Below are 14439 nucleotides of genomic sequence, written 5' to 3' on the forward strand. Positions count from 1 at the left end.
AACCCGGCCTTCAGTAGACAGCGACGCGACGGGATGGGGCTGCGGACATCGGCTTGGCCTTGCGCTCCAGCGCCTCGGCCGCCTGAGCCAATCGCTCGACCGCCACGTCCAAAACAGGCTCCGGCAGAGTGTAGGGCAGCCGCAGCCGATGTTCGAAGGCGCCGTCCACGCCGAAGCGCGGACCGGACGCCAATCTCAAGCCGCGCTCGGCCGCCTGGACCGCCAGGGCCGAGCTGATCGGAGCCGGCAGTTGCGCCCAGACGGAAAGGCCGCCCGCCGGCCGGGGACAGGCCCACAGCGGCAGCCGTTCCGCCAGCCGCATCCGCAGATGGTCGCGTCGCGCTCGCAGCAGAGGCCGTCGCGCCGCCAGGCCGGCGCCGCCGTCGCCCAGCAGTTCGACCGCCGCCAGCTGCTCCAGGATCGGCGCGCCCAGGTCGAAACTGGCGCGGCTTTGGGCCAGGCGCTGGATCACCGCCCGGTCCGCGCGAATCCACCCGATGCGCAACCCGCCCCAGACGCTCTTGGACAGGGAGCCCAGGCGCACGACACGCGGCGCATCGACCGCCGAGGCCGTCAGGGCAGGCGGGCCGCTGAGGGTCAGCTCCACCAAGGTCTCATCCAGCACCAGCAGGGTCTCGCACCCTTTCAGCCCCGCCAGAAGCCGCAGCCGATCCGCCGCCCGCATCATCCGCCCGGTCGGATTGTGATGGTCTAGGACCAGATAGGCCAGGGGCGCGCCACTGGTCCGACAGGCGGCGATCAGACCCTCCACGTCCCACCCCTCAGTCCCCGCTCCCGCCCCGGCGTCGTCCGGCAGGGCGACCGGCGTGGGACGCGCGCCGGCCGCGAGAATGGCGTCCAGCGCCTGCGGATAGGTGGGATGGTCGAAGACGACCGGCTGACCCGGCCTGACCATCAGCCGCAGCAGATGAACCAGTCCATTGTGAGCCCCGTGGGTGATCAGGATCTGGGCGGGCGAGGTCGGCAAGCCGCGCCGCCGATAGGCGGCCGCCACCGCCTCGCGCAGGGCCTCAACCCCCGAGGCCTCATAGCCGTGGCCCGGCAAACGGGTCGGCAGCCGCTCCAGAGCCCGGACATAGGCGGCGTGAACGCTGGGATCGGCCGGCAGGACGGCGGCGGTCAGGTCGAGTACCTCGTCCGCGCGGGAAGAGGTTCTGGCTTCAGTAAGGCCGCGCGAGCCGCCCGTCGGCGCCTCACCCGGCAGGCTGGTCCGCGCCGAGGCGCCGCGTCCCCCCGTCAGAAACCCGTCATCCCGCAGTCGCCCATAGGCGGCCGACACGGTCGTACGGCTCAAACCCAGCGCCTGCGCCGCTTCGCGCTCGCCCGGCAGTCGCGCCGCCAGAGGCAGTCGTCCGTCCAGGATCAAAAGTCTGACGGCTCCGGCCAATTGACGGTAGGCCGGGCCGGCGCCCGGCGCGCGCCAAGCGCCCAGGTGGCGGATCAGTGAGGCTGTACCGATAGAGCGCGAGGACATGGGGCCAGAATGACAGAACTGGACCTTTTTTCCAAAGCCAGTTCAAGCGAAACGCCTCTCATGACCCGCCGTTTGATCCAACTCTTCCTGGGCCTGAGCCTTTACGGCCTGTCCATCGCCCTGATCATCAGGGCGGATCTGGGTCTCGACCCTTGGGACGTCCTGAGCCAGGGCGTTTTCGAACGATTCGCCGAACCGGCCGGTCTCGGCTTCGGCATGGTGGTCAATCTGATCGGTATGGCCGTGCTGCTGCTGTGGATTCCGCTGCGCCAGAAGCCAGGAATAGGCACGATCGCCAATGTTCTGGTCATCGGCTCGGTCGCCGGCCTGGCGCTGAGATACATTCCAGCGGACCCGGTCCTACCGGTTCGGAGCCTGTTCCTGGCGACGGGGATCGTGCTGAATGGCGTGGCGAGCGGCGCCTATATCGGGGCGGGCCTGGGCCCAGGACCGCGCGACGGCCTGATGACAGGTCTGGTCGCCCGCACCGGCTGGCCGATCAAGGCCGTGCGGACCGCCATCGAACTGACCGTCGTCGTCGCCGGCTGGGCCCTGGGCGGCTCGGTCGGGGTCGGGACGATCCTCTACGCCCTCGCCATCGGCCCGCTGGTCCAGATCTTCCTTCCGGCGTTCACGGTCGGAAAGGAGGACGGGCGGAAAACGCTTCCTGACAGAGAACCGGCGGGTCCGGCCTAGCGGCGCCTTGTTCGGAACCCCTCAGGGCTGGAGCCGATAACCGCCCGCGTCGGTCAGTAGAAGCCTGGCCTGGCCCGGCTCAGGCTCGATCTTCTGGCGCAGGCGATAGATGTGGGTTTCCAGGGTGTGGGTGGTGACGCCGGCGTTATAGCCCCAGACCTCGGTCAGCAGCTCCTCGCGCGACACGGGCTTGGCGCCGGCGCGGTAGAGATACTTCAGGATGTTCGTCTCTTTTTCCGTCAGCCGCACCTTCTTGCCCTTGGCGTCCATCAGGACCTTGGCGGCGGGCCGGAACTCATAGGGGCCGATGGAGAAGACGGCGTCTTCCGACTGTTCGTGGCTGCGCAGATGGGCGCGGATGCGGGCCAGCAGGACCGCGAACCGGAAGGGCTTGGTGACATAGTCGTTGGCGCCCGCGTCCAGGCCCAGGATGGCGTCGGCGTCGGCCGACTGGGCGGTCAGCATGATGACCGGGGTGGAGACCCCGTCCTTGCGCAGCAGGCGGCAGGCCTCGCGGCCGTCCATATCGGGCAGGTCGACGTCCAGCAGGATCAGGTCTGCACGGATCTCGCGCCCCATACGGACGCCGTCCGCTGCGGTCGAGGCCTGCTGGGTCTTGAACTCTTCGTGCAGATTCAACTGCTCGGCCAAGGCCTCGCGCAGGTCGTCGTCGTCATCGATGATCAGGATGGTCTTGGGCGTGGGCATGGACAGACAATGGCGAGGCTTGGCCCCCGCGCCAAGGCTTGGGGGTGCGAATTCACGTCGAGTTACGGCCTAGAGACTGTTTCGGATGGTTTTCGTTCCCCGAACAACGCCGTTCCCACCCGGACATGGGTGGCGCCGCAGCGGATCGCCGTCTCGTAATCGCCGCTCATCCCCATGGACAGGACCGACAGGCCATTGTCCTCGGCCAGCCGCGCCAGAAGCCGGAAATGGGGTTCAGGCGGCTCATCGGCGGGCGGAATACACATCAACCCCTCGACCGTAAGCCCATAGGTCTTCTGCGCCGTCGCGATCAGAGCCTCGGCGGCGTCGGGCAGGACGCCGGCCTTCTGCGGCTCCGCCCCCGTATTGACCTGGATCAGCAGACGCGGCGATCGGCCCCGTTTCGCCGCGGCCTCGGCCAGGGTGCGCGCCAGCTTCTCCCGGTCCAGGGTCTCGATGACGTCGAACAGGGCCACGGCGTCTTCGGTCTTGTTGGTCTGGAGCGGCCCGATCAGACGCAGCTCCAGCTCCGCTCCGCCGGGGCGGCCGTACAGGCCCTCGGCCCAACGTCCCTGGGCCTCCCGCACTCGGTTTTCGCCGAACACCCTCTGGCCCGCCGCCCTCATGGCCGCGATGGCCTCCGGCGGCTGGGTCTTGGAGACGGCGGTCAGAACGACGGTTTCGGGATCGCGCCCGACGTCCCGGCAGGCCTCTGCGATACGGGCGCGGACGACGGCCAGCCTGTCGGAGATTGCGGCGGGATCGGTGGACGGAGACGCCGAAGCGGGAGAAGAAGAGGTCATGATCCTGCCGGCCGGTTACAGCGACGATGCGCGCATGATCTGGGATGCGGCCACCGCTCTAAACCGCGCCGCCGCCGCTGTCAGCCCGGCGGCGGCGCGTCTGCCCCCGCTGCTGTTCTTCACCGACCCGGCGCGCACCCCCCGCCCCTGGGAAACGGCGGCCCGCCTGCCGCCGGGATCGGCCGTCGTCTATCGCGCCTTCGGCGCCGATCAGGCGCTCGAGATCGGCCTTCGTCTGCGCGCCGTGACGCGTGAGGCCGGGGTTGAACTTCTGGTCGGAAAGGACGCCGATCTCGCCGACGCCGTATCGGCCGACGGCCTGCATCTGCCGGAGAGAGAAGCTGATCGCGCCGCCGATGAGCGAAGACGGCGCCCGGATTGGCGGCTGACGGCGGCCTGGCACGGGGCCGAACCGCCGGCTTCAGGGGTGGAGGCCCTGATCCTGTCGCCGATCTTTCCGGCTGGGGGCGCGTCGGCGACCAAGCCGGCCCTGGGGGCGGCGGCGTTCAAAACCTTGGTCGAACGCGCCGGGGTTCCGGTTTACGCCCTGGGTGGATTGCGTCCGGACCGGGTTGCGCTGCTGACGGGATCGGGCGCCTGCGGCCTGGCGGCGGTGGAGACGATCCAGTCCGCCTTCGGCGGCGTCAGAACTTAAAGATTGTTTCCAGACGGACGCGGGGCTGGGTGCGGGCGCTGGTTTCCGGCGCTCGGGCAGGATCAGCCTCCGGCGAGGCCACAGCCGCAGCGGCGCCGACGCGCAGACGGTCGTTGAGCCGGTAATAGGCGCCGGCTTCGACGTCTCCCCAGTCCGTCTCGCGGCCCACAGGCTGGTTCAGATTGAAATCCAGGGCCCAGCGTCCGCTGTCGTTCAGACGCAGGCCGCGACGCTGCTGCGCGGGGGCGTGGCGCTGAGCCGACTGGGCTTCCGACAGGGACAGGCTCGAACTGCGTGACGCTGCGCTCTGCGCAAGCACAGGCGTGGCGGCAAGCACAGCCGTCGCCGCAACCAGTCCAGCCGAGAAACCGCCGAAACGCATTCCAAACCCTTCGAACGCCGCCGACGGCGACGCCTTCAACCCTGCCCCGGCGCTTTGGGCCGTGAACGCCGCGATTAGACACCGGGGGCGCTTCCGGTCAACGCAACGTTGGCGCCGGGGCGGGGTTCCTCCGCATTGTTGCACCGCGATGTGGCTCAAGCGTCACGAGATTCTGGCCAAAACCGTCCTCTCCTCCGCCGCGAGACCGCTCCCGCGACGTCTCACGGCCGAGTTCGCCTTGTCATCGCCCCTTTTGCCCGTGTTATAGAACAGCGCAACGGCGCAGACCGTCAGAGCGACGCCGCGCGCGCGTGGGGGCGAGGGCCTTCACGTCCCTGAGTTTACGGAGACTTCCTTGATGAGCCTCAACAAGGCCCTGGTTCGCGGCGTCGCTGTCGCCTTGGTCTCAGGCTTGGCCCTGAGCGCCTGTTCCAGCCTCCCCTTTGTCGGAAACGGCAAGAAGAAGGCCAAGACGGACGTCCAGCAGGGCATCGGCGTCAACGGCTATCTTTGGCGCGCCTCGCTGGACACCCTCAGCTTCATGCCCCTGCTGACCGCCGATCCGTGGGGCGGGGTCATCAACTATGACTGGTACATCAACCCCCAGACGCCGAACGAGCGTTTCAAGGCCACCGTCTTCATCCTGGACACTCGCCTGCGCGCCGATGCGCTGAACGTGACCGTGACCAAGGAGATCAAGGGCGCCGACGGTCAGTGGACCGCCGCTCCGGTCGCCGCCCAGACCGAGGCGGACCTGGAAAACGCCATCCTGACCAAGGCGCGCCAGCTGAACCTGTCTAATGCGGGCTAAAGCAGGCTAACGCCTGCTTTAGCTTTCCCTGTAGGTTCTACCGCCCTTCGGGCTGTTTGAGCGCTTTTTTGGTGCTACCGCCCTTCGGGCTACTTGAGCACCCTTTTGCGCCTGGCGCCGCTCAGAGGGCGGTTTGAGCGCAAATCTGCTTGGGCGCTGTCGTCCTTCGGGCTAGTGAGCCGGGAGGGCGGCAGCGCCCTTTTGACTTCAGGACGACCGTGGCCCGTTACGAACCCAAGACCGCCGAACCCCGCCAGCAGGCCCGCTGGGCCGAAGCCGCCGCCTTTGTGACCAAGGATACCGGCCGGCCGAAGTACTATGTGCTGGAGATGTTCCCCTATCCTTCGGGCAACATCCACATGGGCCACGCCCGCAACTATGTGATGGGCGACGTGGTGGCGCGGTCCAAGCGCGCGCAAGGCTATGACGTCCTGCACCCGATGGGCTGGGACGCCTTCGGCATGCCGGCCGAGAATGCGGCCATGGAACGCGGCATCCACCCGAAGGGCTGGACCTATTCCAACATCGCCAACATGCGCGAGCAGCTGAAACTGCTGGGCCTGTCGCTGGACTGGTCGCGCGAATTCGCCACCTGCGACCCGGAATACTACGGCAAGCAGCAGGCCTGGTTCCTGGAGCTTTATCGGCGCGGTCTGGTCTATCGCAAGGACGGGGTGGTCAACTGGGACCCGGTCGACAACACCGTCCTGGCCAATGAGCAGGTGATCGACGGGCGCGGCTGGCGTTCCGGCGCCGTGGTCGAGAAGCGCAAACTGAACCAGTGGTTCCTGCGCATCACCGACTATGCCGACGACCTTATCGACGGGCTGAAGACCCTGGATCGCTGGCCCGAGAAGGTTCGGCTGATGCAGGAGAACTGGATCGGGCGGTCCAAGGGACTGCAGATGACCTGGGCCTTCTCCGGCCAGGCCCCCGCCGGCTACGAGACCGGCGTCGAAATCTACACCACCCGGCCCGACACCCTGTTCGGCGCCAGCTTCCTGGGCCTGGCTCCGGATCACCCGATCTCGAAGCAACTGGCCGAGGCCGATCCGCGCGTCGCCGACTTCGTCGCCGAATGCCGCAAGGGCGGCGCCTCCCAGGCCGAGATCGAACAGGCCGAAAAGATCGGCTGGGACACGAGTCTGAAGGTTCTGCATCCCTTCACCGGCGCCGAAATCCCCGTCTGGATCGCCAACTTCATCCTGTCGGAATACGGCACGGGCGCCATCTTCGCCTGCCCGGCCCATGACCAGCGCGACCTGGACTTCGCCCGCAAATACGACCTGCCGGTGATCCCGGTGGTCCGCCCCGAGGGCGCCGGCGACGACTTCGCCGTGGGCGACGAGGCCTATACGGGCCCCGGCTCCATCTTCCATTCCGACTTCCTGGACGGACTGGACATCGAAACCGCCAAGGCCGAGGCGATCCGCCGCGTCGAGGCGGCCGGGACCGGCCAGGGCGCGACCATCTATCGGCTGCGCGACTGGGGCGTGTCACGCCAGCGCTACTGGGGCTGCCCCATCCCGATCATCCACTGCCCGTCCTGCGGCCCGGTGGAGGTTCCGGCGGATCAGCTGCCGGTCGAACTGCCCGAGGATGTGACCTTCGACGTGCCCGGCAATCCGCTGGACCGCCATCCGACCTGGAAACACGTCAAATGCCCGTCGTGCGGCCAGGATGCGACGCGCGAGACCGACACGCTCGACACCTTCGTCGACTCCAGCTGGTATTTCGCCCGCTTCACCGACCCGAAGGCGGCCGAGCCGATCAACACCGAGGCGGCGAACCGCTGGCTGGCGGTGGATCAGTATATCGGCGGGGTCGAGCACGCGGTCCTGCACCTGCTGTACGCCCGGTTCATCACCCGCGCCCTGTCGGACGCCGGCATGCTGGCGGTGAAGGAGCCGTTTTCGGGCCTGTTCACCCAGGGGATGGTGGTCCACGAGACCTATTTCGAAGGCCAGGACGAGGTCGGAAAGCCGCGCTGGGTCGAACCCACCGACGTCCGCGTCGAGACGGTCGACGGCCAGCGGGTGGCCACCCGCCTGTCGAACGGCGCCCGCCTGTCGATCGGCGACATCGAGAAGATGTCCAAGTCCAAGAAGAACGTCGTCGCGCCTCAGGAAATCCTGGAAAGCCACGGGGTCGACGCCGGCCGTCTGTTCGTCCTGTCCGACAGCCCGCCCGAGCGGGACGTGCAATGGACGCCGGGCGGGGTCGAGGGCGCCAGCCGGTTCGTGCAGCGGACCTGGAGCCTGTTCGACGCCTATGACCCCGGCTTCGTCGGCGAGGACAAGGCCAACGCCGAACTGCTGCGAGAGACCCACAAGGCCATCAAGGCCGTGTCCGAGGGAGTCGAAGGCTTCCGCTTCAACTCGGCCATCGCCAAGCTCTACGCCTTCGTCGCCACGGTGCGTGACAGCGCCCAGGCGGGCGGCGAGGCCAAGCGTCAGGCCCTGTCGGCCCTGGCGCGCCTGATCGCCCCCTTCACCCCCCACCTGGCCGAGGAGTGCTGGACCCGGTTGGGAGAGGACGGGATGGTTCTGGACGCGCCCTGGCCGGTGTGGGACGCTGCGCTCGCGGCCGACGACGAGGTGGTTCTGCCCATCCAGATCAACGGCAAGCGTCGGGCGGAAATCCGCGTCGCGCGCGGCATGGAGCCGGCCGAGGTCGAGGCCCTGGTTCTGGCCGACGAGACGGTTAAGGCGCGTCTGGAGGGTCTGAGCGTGAAGAAGATCGTCGTGGTCAAGGACCGGATCGTCAATCTGGTGGCCGGCTGATGCGCGTCCCAACCAGTCTTGCCCTACTAAGCGTCCTGGCGCTCTCCGCCTGCGGCTTTACGCCCATGTACGCCGAGCCGGGCATGGGCTCGCCCCTGCGCCGGATCGCGGTGACGGCCCAGGACGACCGACTGGGCTATCGCCTGCGTGAACAGCTGGAGGACGCCCTGGCCTGGGACCGGTCTGCGGCGCCGCTTTACCGGCTGACGACCCGTGTCGAACAAAACCGGCGGCCCCTGGGGCGCCGGATCGACGACACCGCCACCCGCTATGAGCTGACGGTCAAGGCGACCTGGACCTTGACGCCCATCGCGGGAGGCGCGCCCACGACCGGGGTGGAGACCGTCACCACCACCTACGCCGCCGACGACCAGCCCTATGCCGCCATCGCCGCCCAGCAGGACGGTGAAGAACGCGCGGCCGCCGAACTGGCGCGTCTGATCCGGCTGGACCTGATGCAGGCCCTGTCGAACCGGTGATTCTGGCCAAACGCCCCGAGATCGACCGCTTTCTGAAGGCGCCCGATCCGGCGATCCGAGCAGCGGTGATCCACGGCAAGGATCGGTCGGGCGTCGCCGAACGGGCCGAGATCCTGTGCAGGGCGATCACCCCGGACCTGAACGACCCTTTCAACGTCACCGTCCTGACCGACAGCGACATCGACAGCGAAGAAAGCAAGCTTGAAGAGGCCTTGACGGCCATGTCCCTGATGGGCGGGCGCCGTCTGGTGCGGATCCGGCTGTCGGCGCTGAAACCCGGAGTGGACAAGGCGGTGGCCGCCGCCGTCAAGATCCATGCCGAGGGCGGCTATAATCCCGACGCCATGCTGGTGGTCGAGGCCGACCAGCTGGGCCGTGACTCCGCCCTGCGCAAGACCGCCGAGAAGGAGGCCGGCGCCGTCGGCATCGTCTGCTATGAAGACGAGACCGGCGACGTCGCCCGCATGACTCGCGAGGCCCTGGCGGCCGACAAGGTGGGTCTGACCGCCGACGCCCTCGATCGTTTCGTGGCTCGCCTGCCGCGTGAGCGGGGTCTGATGCGCCAGGAGATCGAACGCCTGGCCCTGTTCATCGGTCCCGGTTCCGGGCGGACGATCGACAGCGAGCTTCTGGACCAGCATCTGGGGGTCGAGCCGGACGCCTCCCTGTCCGACGCCGCGCTTCAGGCCTTCGGCGGGCGGCCCGGTCCGGCTCAAGCGGGTCTGCGTCGCGCCTTCGCAGAGGGCGAATCCTCGGTCCTGGCGGTCCGGTCCGCCGCCCTGCATCTGGGGCGGCTGCGGCGGATCAATATTCTTCAGGCCAACGGCGCCGGCGCCAAGGAGGCCGCCAAGGCGGCGGGCGTCTTCTGGAAACAGGAGGCGGAAATGCTGCGTCAGGCCCGCGCCTGGCGTCTGGAGGCGCTGGACGAGGTGCTCGACAGCGTCAACACCGCCGACGTCGCCACCAAGACGACCGGCATGCCCGACCAGCTGATCGCCGAACGCCTGCTGCTGGAGATCGCCGGACGGGCTAAGCGTCTGGGGCTTTGAGCGGGGCTGCTGCGGCTCAGCCTCGCTTTGACGCCTTGCGGAAGGCGGGCTTGGCCAGGGCCATGTTGCGGGCGGCCACGCTGCGCTCGTCGCCGGCGGACGGAGCGCCGGCTGGACCGGCGAAACCCTGGCCCGCTCCGCCCTGCCGGCGCGCCTTTTTGGCGGCCAGCGCCTGTTTCAGATTTTCGGCGGCGGTTGGCGGCGGAACATTATCGGTCATTCCACCTGTCTAGCACATCGCGGGGCTCAGCCGCGCATCAATCGACGGCACAGGTCGTCGAGCTGTTCCAGGGAGCCGTAGCGAATGGTCAGCTCGCCCTTGCCTGCGCGGTCGTTCAACTGAACGGACAGGCCCAGGGCGTCGGCCAAATCCTGTTGCAGGGCGGCGACGTCGGCCGTTCCTTCCTCGCTGGGCGCAGGCTTGGCCTTAACCGGTTTGGGGCCCTCGGCGGCGCGGCGAGCCAGGGCCTCGACCTGGCGAACGTTCAGCCCCTCATTATAGGCCTGCTCGGCCAGGGCGCCGGCGTTGGGCGCCGTCACCAGGGCGCGGGCATGGCCGGCCGTCAACTTGCCGTTCCGTACGTACCACAGCACTTCTTCAGGCAGTTGCAGCAGACGCAGGGTGTTGGCCACATGGCTGCGGCTCTTGCCGACGATGCCGGCGACCTGATCCTGGGTGCGGCCGAACCGCTCCATCAGCATCCGATAGGCGTCGGCTTCTTCCAGCGGATTCAGATCGGCGCGCTGGACGTTCTCGATGATGGCGACTTCGTAAACCTCGACGTCATCCATTTCATGGACGACGATCGGCACCTCCGTCAGCCGGGCCGCCTGGGAAGCGCGCCAGCGGCGCTCACCGGCGATAATCTGCCAGACCCCCTCCTCCTTGGGATGGGTGCGGACCAGAATCGGCTGAAGCACCCCCTTGTCACGGATGGAGGCCGTCAATTCATCCAGCTGTTCCTGGGTGAAGATTTTCCGCGGCTGATCGGGATTGGGCTTCAAACTCTCGATCGGCACGCGCTGCACGCCCGAAGGCATGGCGGCGTTGGGCGCCGTCGGCGCCTCGATGTTCTCGCCCATCAGGGCCGACAGGCCGCGGCCCAGACCTCTTTGTCGTTCAGCCAAAATACTGTTCCGTTTCTTCTTCTAATCAGGCGTGTAGCGGCCGTTCAGGCGGCCAGCTTCTGGCGCTGGCGTTCGCGCTTCACCACTTCCTTGGCCAGGCGCAGATAGGCCTGACTGCCGGCGCATTTGAGATCATAGATCAGGGCGGGCTTTCCGAACGACGGCGCCTCGGCGACCCGAACATTTCTCGGGATGACGCTGTCGTAGACCTTGTCGCCAAAATGGGCGCGCACGTCATTGGCGACCTGGCCCGACAGGGCGCTCCGCCGATCGAACATCGTCAGCACCAGCCCCTGGATTTCGAGAGACGGGTTCAGGCTCTGTTTGACCATGTCGATGGTCCGCATCAACTGGCTGAGCCCTTCAAGCGCAAAGAACTCGCATTGGAGCGGCACAAGAACCGCATCCGCTGCCGCCATGGCGTTCAGGGTCAGCAGGTTCAGCGACGGCGGACAGTCGATCAGCACATAGTCATACGCGGTAGGGCCGTCGTCATGCTGCCGAAGAGCGTCCCTCAAGCGATAGGATCGCCGATCCGCCTGGCTCAACTCGATCTCGACCCCAGACATGTCCGCATCGGCAGGGACGATCCAGAGCCCCGGAACAGTGGTCTGGACGGCGGCGTCTTCGATAGAGCGCTGATCCACCACCACATCATAGATGGTGACCCGTCGTGTTTCACGTGGAACGCCCAAACCGGTCGAGGCATTGCCCTGGGGGTCCATGTCGACGATCAGCACCCGCTTTCCGATAGCGGCCAGGGCGGTTCCCAGATTGATCGCCGTCGTGGTCTTGCCCACGCCGCCCTTCTGGTTGGAGACGGCGAGAACACGGGCAGGCAGTTTGTTAGTGCTTGGAACGGGCACGACGAACACTCCGGACGGTCACGATGCGGCCGCGCGGGTCGCTTTGCGACGGGGCCAGTTCAGCCTCGAAATGCCAGGATTTACGGGCCTCGATCAACTCGGATTCGACCCTTTCCCCCTTGAGGAACAGACCTTGTGCACCCCTTTCAAAGTAGGGCTGTGCATAACCCAGCAGCCGCTCCATTGGGGCCACGGCGCGAGCGGTCACCACGTCGCATTTTATGGTCTGATCTTCGGCGCGACCGTTGATCACCGTGGCGGGCAAGGCCAGAGCATCGACCGCCTCCTGCAGAAACCGGCAGCGTTTGCCCAGGCTGTCGATCAACCAGACCCGGGCGTCCGATCGTCCTTTCAGCAAGATCGCCAGGACCACGCCGGGAAAACCCGCGCCGGCGCCGAGGTCCGCCCAACTGCGCGCCGTAGGGGCCATTTGCAGCAGTTGCGCGCTGTCCCAGGCATGGCGGTTCCAAAAATCCGGAAGGCTGTCCGGCCCAACGAGATTCATCACCGCGTTCGCCTCGCCCAACCGCAGGCGAAAGGCCTCCAGATCGGCCATCTGCTCCTCTGAAGCACCGGCCTTGCGCTGGAAGGCGGCCATCTCCCCTTCCAGCATCAGGCGACCGCCACGACCTTGGGCGACTTTTTGACATGGGCCAGCAGGGCCGTCAGGGCGCCCGGCGTCATGCCCTCGATACGCCCCGCCTGGCCGAGAGTGCGGGGCCTGATGCGGCTGAGCTTCTCGCGCACCTCATTGGACAGGCTGCCGACGCCGCCATAGTCGAGATCGGCTGGCAGGATCAGATCCTCCTCGGAGCGCAGGGCCTGGGCGTCGATCGCCTGGCGATCGAGATAGTTGGCGTAGCCGGCGTCGATTTCGATCTGCTCGCGGACTTCAGGCGTCCAGTCCGCGATGGCCGGAATGGTCGGCATGAACTGTTGCAGAGTGACGCCCGGAAAGGCGAGCAGTTCACGCATGGAGCGGCGACGGCCGTCGGCGTTCACGGGAATGCCCAGGGCATTGGCCTCTTTCGGCGTGAAAAGCGTTTCACGTGAAACACGGCTCGCCAGGGCCAAGGCGCCGGCCTTGTCCGAGAAGCGCGCCGCCCTGTCGGAGCCGACGATCCCCAGCTGCATCGCCAGCGGCGTCAGCCGCTGATCCGCATTGTCGGCTCGCAGCGTCAGACGGTATTCAGCCCGGCTGGTGAACATGCGATAGGGTTCGGTTACGCCGCGCGTCACCAGATCATCCACCATGACGCCGATATAGGCTTGGTCCCGACCCAGGATCACTGGGTCTTGACCCGCCGCCGCCCGAGCGGCGTTCAGCCCGGCCATCAAGCCCTGGGCCGCCGCCTCCTCATATCCGGTCGTCCCATTGATCTGGCCGGCCAGATAGAGACCCGGTCTCTTCTTGACCTCAAGGGCGGCCGTCAGTTCGCGCGGATCGACATAGTCGTATTCGATCGCATAGCCGTAACGGAAGACCTCAACAGTCTCCAAACCGGGGATGGTCCGCAGGAAGGCCTGCTGGGTGGCTTCGGATACGGAGGTCGAAATCCCGTTGGGATAGACGGTCGGATCATCCAGACCTTCCGGTTCAAGGAAGATCTGATGGCTGGTCTTGTCGGCGAACCGCACGACCTTGTCCTCAATCGAGGGGCAGTAGCGGGGGCCGCGCCCGGACAGACGCCCTCCATAGACTGCGCTCTCACCCAGGTTCTCGGCGATGAGGCGATGGGTCTGTTCGGTCGTGTGGGTGACACCGCAGGCGATCTGAGGAACGGTGATCCGATCCGTCAGAAAGGAGAAGGCGCTGGGGGTTTCGTCGGCCTCCTGCATCTCCAGCCGGTCCCAGGCGATGGTCCGCCCATCCAGTCGCGCGGGCGTGCCGGTCTTCAACCGGCCCATGGTCAGGCCGGCGGCGTGCAGATCAACGGCCAGACCCGTCGACGGCGCCTCGCCGTGCCGGCCTGCCGGAATACGCTCCTCGCCCCGATGAATGACGCCGTTCAGGAAGGTGCCGGTCGTCAGGACGACAGCAGCGGCCCGAATCCCCTCCCCCACGCCGGTAATGACGCCCGTAACGCGGTCGCCGTCCAGGATCAGCCGCTCCGCAGTGCCGGCCATCAGCGTCAGGTTCGCCGTCTGGGCCAGCTCCGCCTGCATGGCTTCCCGATACAGGCGTCGGTCGATCTGGCTGCGCGGCCCCCGGACGGCGGCGCCCTTGGACCGGTTCAGCAGCCGGAATTGGATGCCCGAGGCGTCCGCCAGACGGCCCATGATCCCGTCCATGGCGTCGATCTCACGCACAAGATGCCCCTTGCCCAGGCCGCCGATAGCGGGGTTGCAGGACATTTCGCCGATGGTCTCCAACTTATGGGTCAGAAGCAGGGTTCGGGCCCCCGCGCGTGCAGAGGCGGCGGCGGCTTCACAGCCGGCGTGGCCGCCGCCGATGACGACGACGTCGAACGAATTGTCGCTTGTGGGGATCATGGGCGCCACATAGGCCAAAAAGCCGGATTTCGCCAGAGGCGAGCGCGCGCAACGGCCACGACAGGGTTCGCTGAACGTAGTCCTACTTAAG

The 14439-nt window shown here is 67.2% G+C and carries 15 protein-coding genes; 6 read left to right on the forward strand and 9 right to left on the reverse strand.

From position 1 onward, the window contains the following. Positions 1-10 precede the first annotated feature (10 nt). Positions 11-1495: a MocR-like transcription factor YczR gene (yczR, locus tag GGQ93_RS08440; RefSeq protein ID WP_183216375.1), complete on the reverse strand. Its 1485-nt coding sequence runs from the start codon at positions 1493-1495 to the stop codon at positions 11-13. Positions 1496-1555: 60 nt separating this feature from the next. Between yczR and yczE the strand changes: the two genes are divergently transcribed. Further along, positions 1556-2191: a membrane protein YczE gene (yczE, locus tag GGQ93_RS08445; protein ID WP_183216377.1), complete on the forward strand. Its 636-nt coding sequence runs from the start codon at positions 1556-1558 to the stop codon at positions 2189-2191. 21 nt (positions 2192-2212) lie between these two features. On the opposite strand, the gene GGQ93_RS08450 is transcribed toward yczE, so the two are convergent. Next, positions 2213-2899, reverse strand: a complete 687-nt coding sequence (locus GGQ93_RS08450; protein ID WP_054764424.1) for a response regulator transcription factor — start codon at positions 2897-2899, stop codon at positions 2213-2215. A gap of 62 nt (positions 2900-2961) precedes the next feature. Next, a complete protein-coding gene (locus tag GGQ93_RS08455; RefSeq protein ID WP_183216379.1) occupies positions 2962-3702 on the reverse strand; it encodes a YggS family pyridoxal phosphate-dependent enzyme in 741 nt (246 codons plus the stop codon). Here GGQ93_RS08455 and GGQ93_RS08460 point away from each other — a divergent pair. Continuing rightward, on the forward strand, positions 3701-4357 hold the full coding sequence (locus GGQ93_RS08460) for a thiamine phosphate synthase (RefSeq protein ID WP_182714495.1): 657 nt from the start codon (positions 3701-3703) through the stop codon (positions 4355-4357). The two genes, GGQ93_RS08455 and GGQ93_RS08460, sit on opposite strands and share 2 nt — an antisense overlap. On the opposite strand, the gene GGQ93_RS08465 is transcribed toward GGQ93_RS08460, so the two are convergent. Beyond that, a complete protein-coding gene (locus GGQ93_RS08465; RefSeq protein ID WP_152949265.1) occupies positions 4347-4739 on the reverse strand; it encodes an NtrZ family periplasmic regulatory protein in 393 nt (130 codons plus the stop codon). The genes GGQ93_RS08460 and GGQ93_RS08465 overlap by 11 nt on opposite strands. Before the next feature lie 358 nt (positions 4740-5097). On the opposite strand from GGQ93_RS08465, the gene GGQ93_RS08470 reads away from it, so the two are divergent. The 4 genes from GGQ93_RS08470 to holA all read left to right on the forward strand — a co-directional run bounded on the left by GGQ93_RS08470 (position 5098) and on the right by holA (position 9861). Next, the gene (locus tag GGQ93_RS08470) at positions 5098-5550 is read left to right on the forward strand and encodes a DUF3576 domain-containing protein (RefSeq protein ID WP_183216381.1); all 453 of its coding nucleotides are present in this window, start codon (positions 5098-5100) and stop codon (positions 5548-5550) included. Positions 5551-5768: 218 nt separating this feature from the next. Further along, a complete protein-coding gene (gene leuS / locus GGQ93_RS08475) occupies positions 5769-8333 on the forward strand; it encodes a leucine--tRNA ligase (protein ID WP_183216383.1) in 2565 nt (854 codons plus the stop codon). Next, a complete protein-coding gene (gene lptE / locus GGQ93_RS08480) occupies positions 8333-8812 on the forward strand; it encodes an LPS assembly lipoprotein LptE (protein WP_221233626.1) in 480 nt (159 codons plus the stop codon). Before leuS ends, lptE begins: the two co-directional genes overlap by 1 nt. Next, positions 8809-9861, forward strand: a complete 1053-nt coding sequence (gene holA / locus GGQ93_RS08485) for a DNA polymerase III subunit delta (protein ID WP_054764417.1) — start codon at positions 8809-8811, stop codon at positions 9859-9861. Before lptE ends, holA begins: the two co-directional genes overlap by 4 nt. A gap of 16 nt (positions 9862-9877) precedes the next feature. On the opposite strand, the gene GGQ93_RS08490 is transcribed toward holA, so the two are convergent. From GGQ93_RS08490 to mnmG, 5 genes are read right to left on the reverse strand one after another with little or no spacing between them, the layout of a single operon-like run. Continuing rightward, positions 9878-10081, reverse strand: coding sequence for a hypothetical protein (locus tag GGQ93_RS08490; RefSeq protein WP_152949262.1), 204 nt, complete (start codon positions 10079-10081; stop codon positions 9878-9880). Positions 10082-10107: 26 nt separating this feature from the next. Further along, positions 10108-10989, reverse strand: coding sequence for a ParB/RepB/Spo0J family partition protein (locus tag GGQ93_RS08495; RefSeq protein WP_221233627.1), 882 nt, complete (start codon positions 10987-10989; stop codon positions 10108-10110). Positions 10990-11033: 44 nt separating this feature from the next. Then, positions 11034-11831, reverse strand: a complete 798-nt coding sequence (locus GGQ93_RS08500; RefSeq protein WP_054766787.1) for a ParA family protein — start codon at positions 11829-11831, stop codon at positions 11034-11036. 4 nt (positions 11832-11835) lie between these two features. Next, complete coding sequence (gene rsmG, locus GGQ93_RS08505; protein ID WP_224764343.1) at positions 11836-12453, reverse strand: 16S rRNA (guanine(527)-N(7))-methyltransferase RsmG; 618 nt, start codon at positions 12451-12453, stop codon at positions 11836-11838. Between the two features lie 14 nt (positions 12454-12467). Further along, complete coding sequence (mnmG, locus tag GGQ93_RS08510; protein WP_183216385.1) at positions 12468-14348, reverse strand: tRNA uridine-5-carboxymethylaminomethyl(34) synthesis enzyme MnmG; 1881 nt, start codon at positions 14346-14348, stop codon at positions 12468-12470. Positions 14349-14439: the final 91 nt, after the last annotated feature.

The sequence above is a fragment of the Brevundimonas aurantiaca genome (assembly GCF_014199955.1).
GTDB classification, from domain to species: domain Bacteria; phylum Pseudomonadota; class Alphaproteobacteria; order Caulobacterales; family Caulobacteraceae; genus Brevundimonas; species Brevundimonas aurantiaca.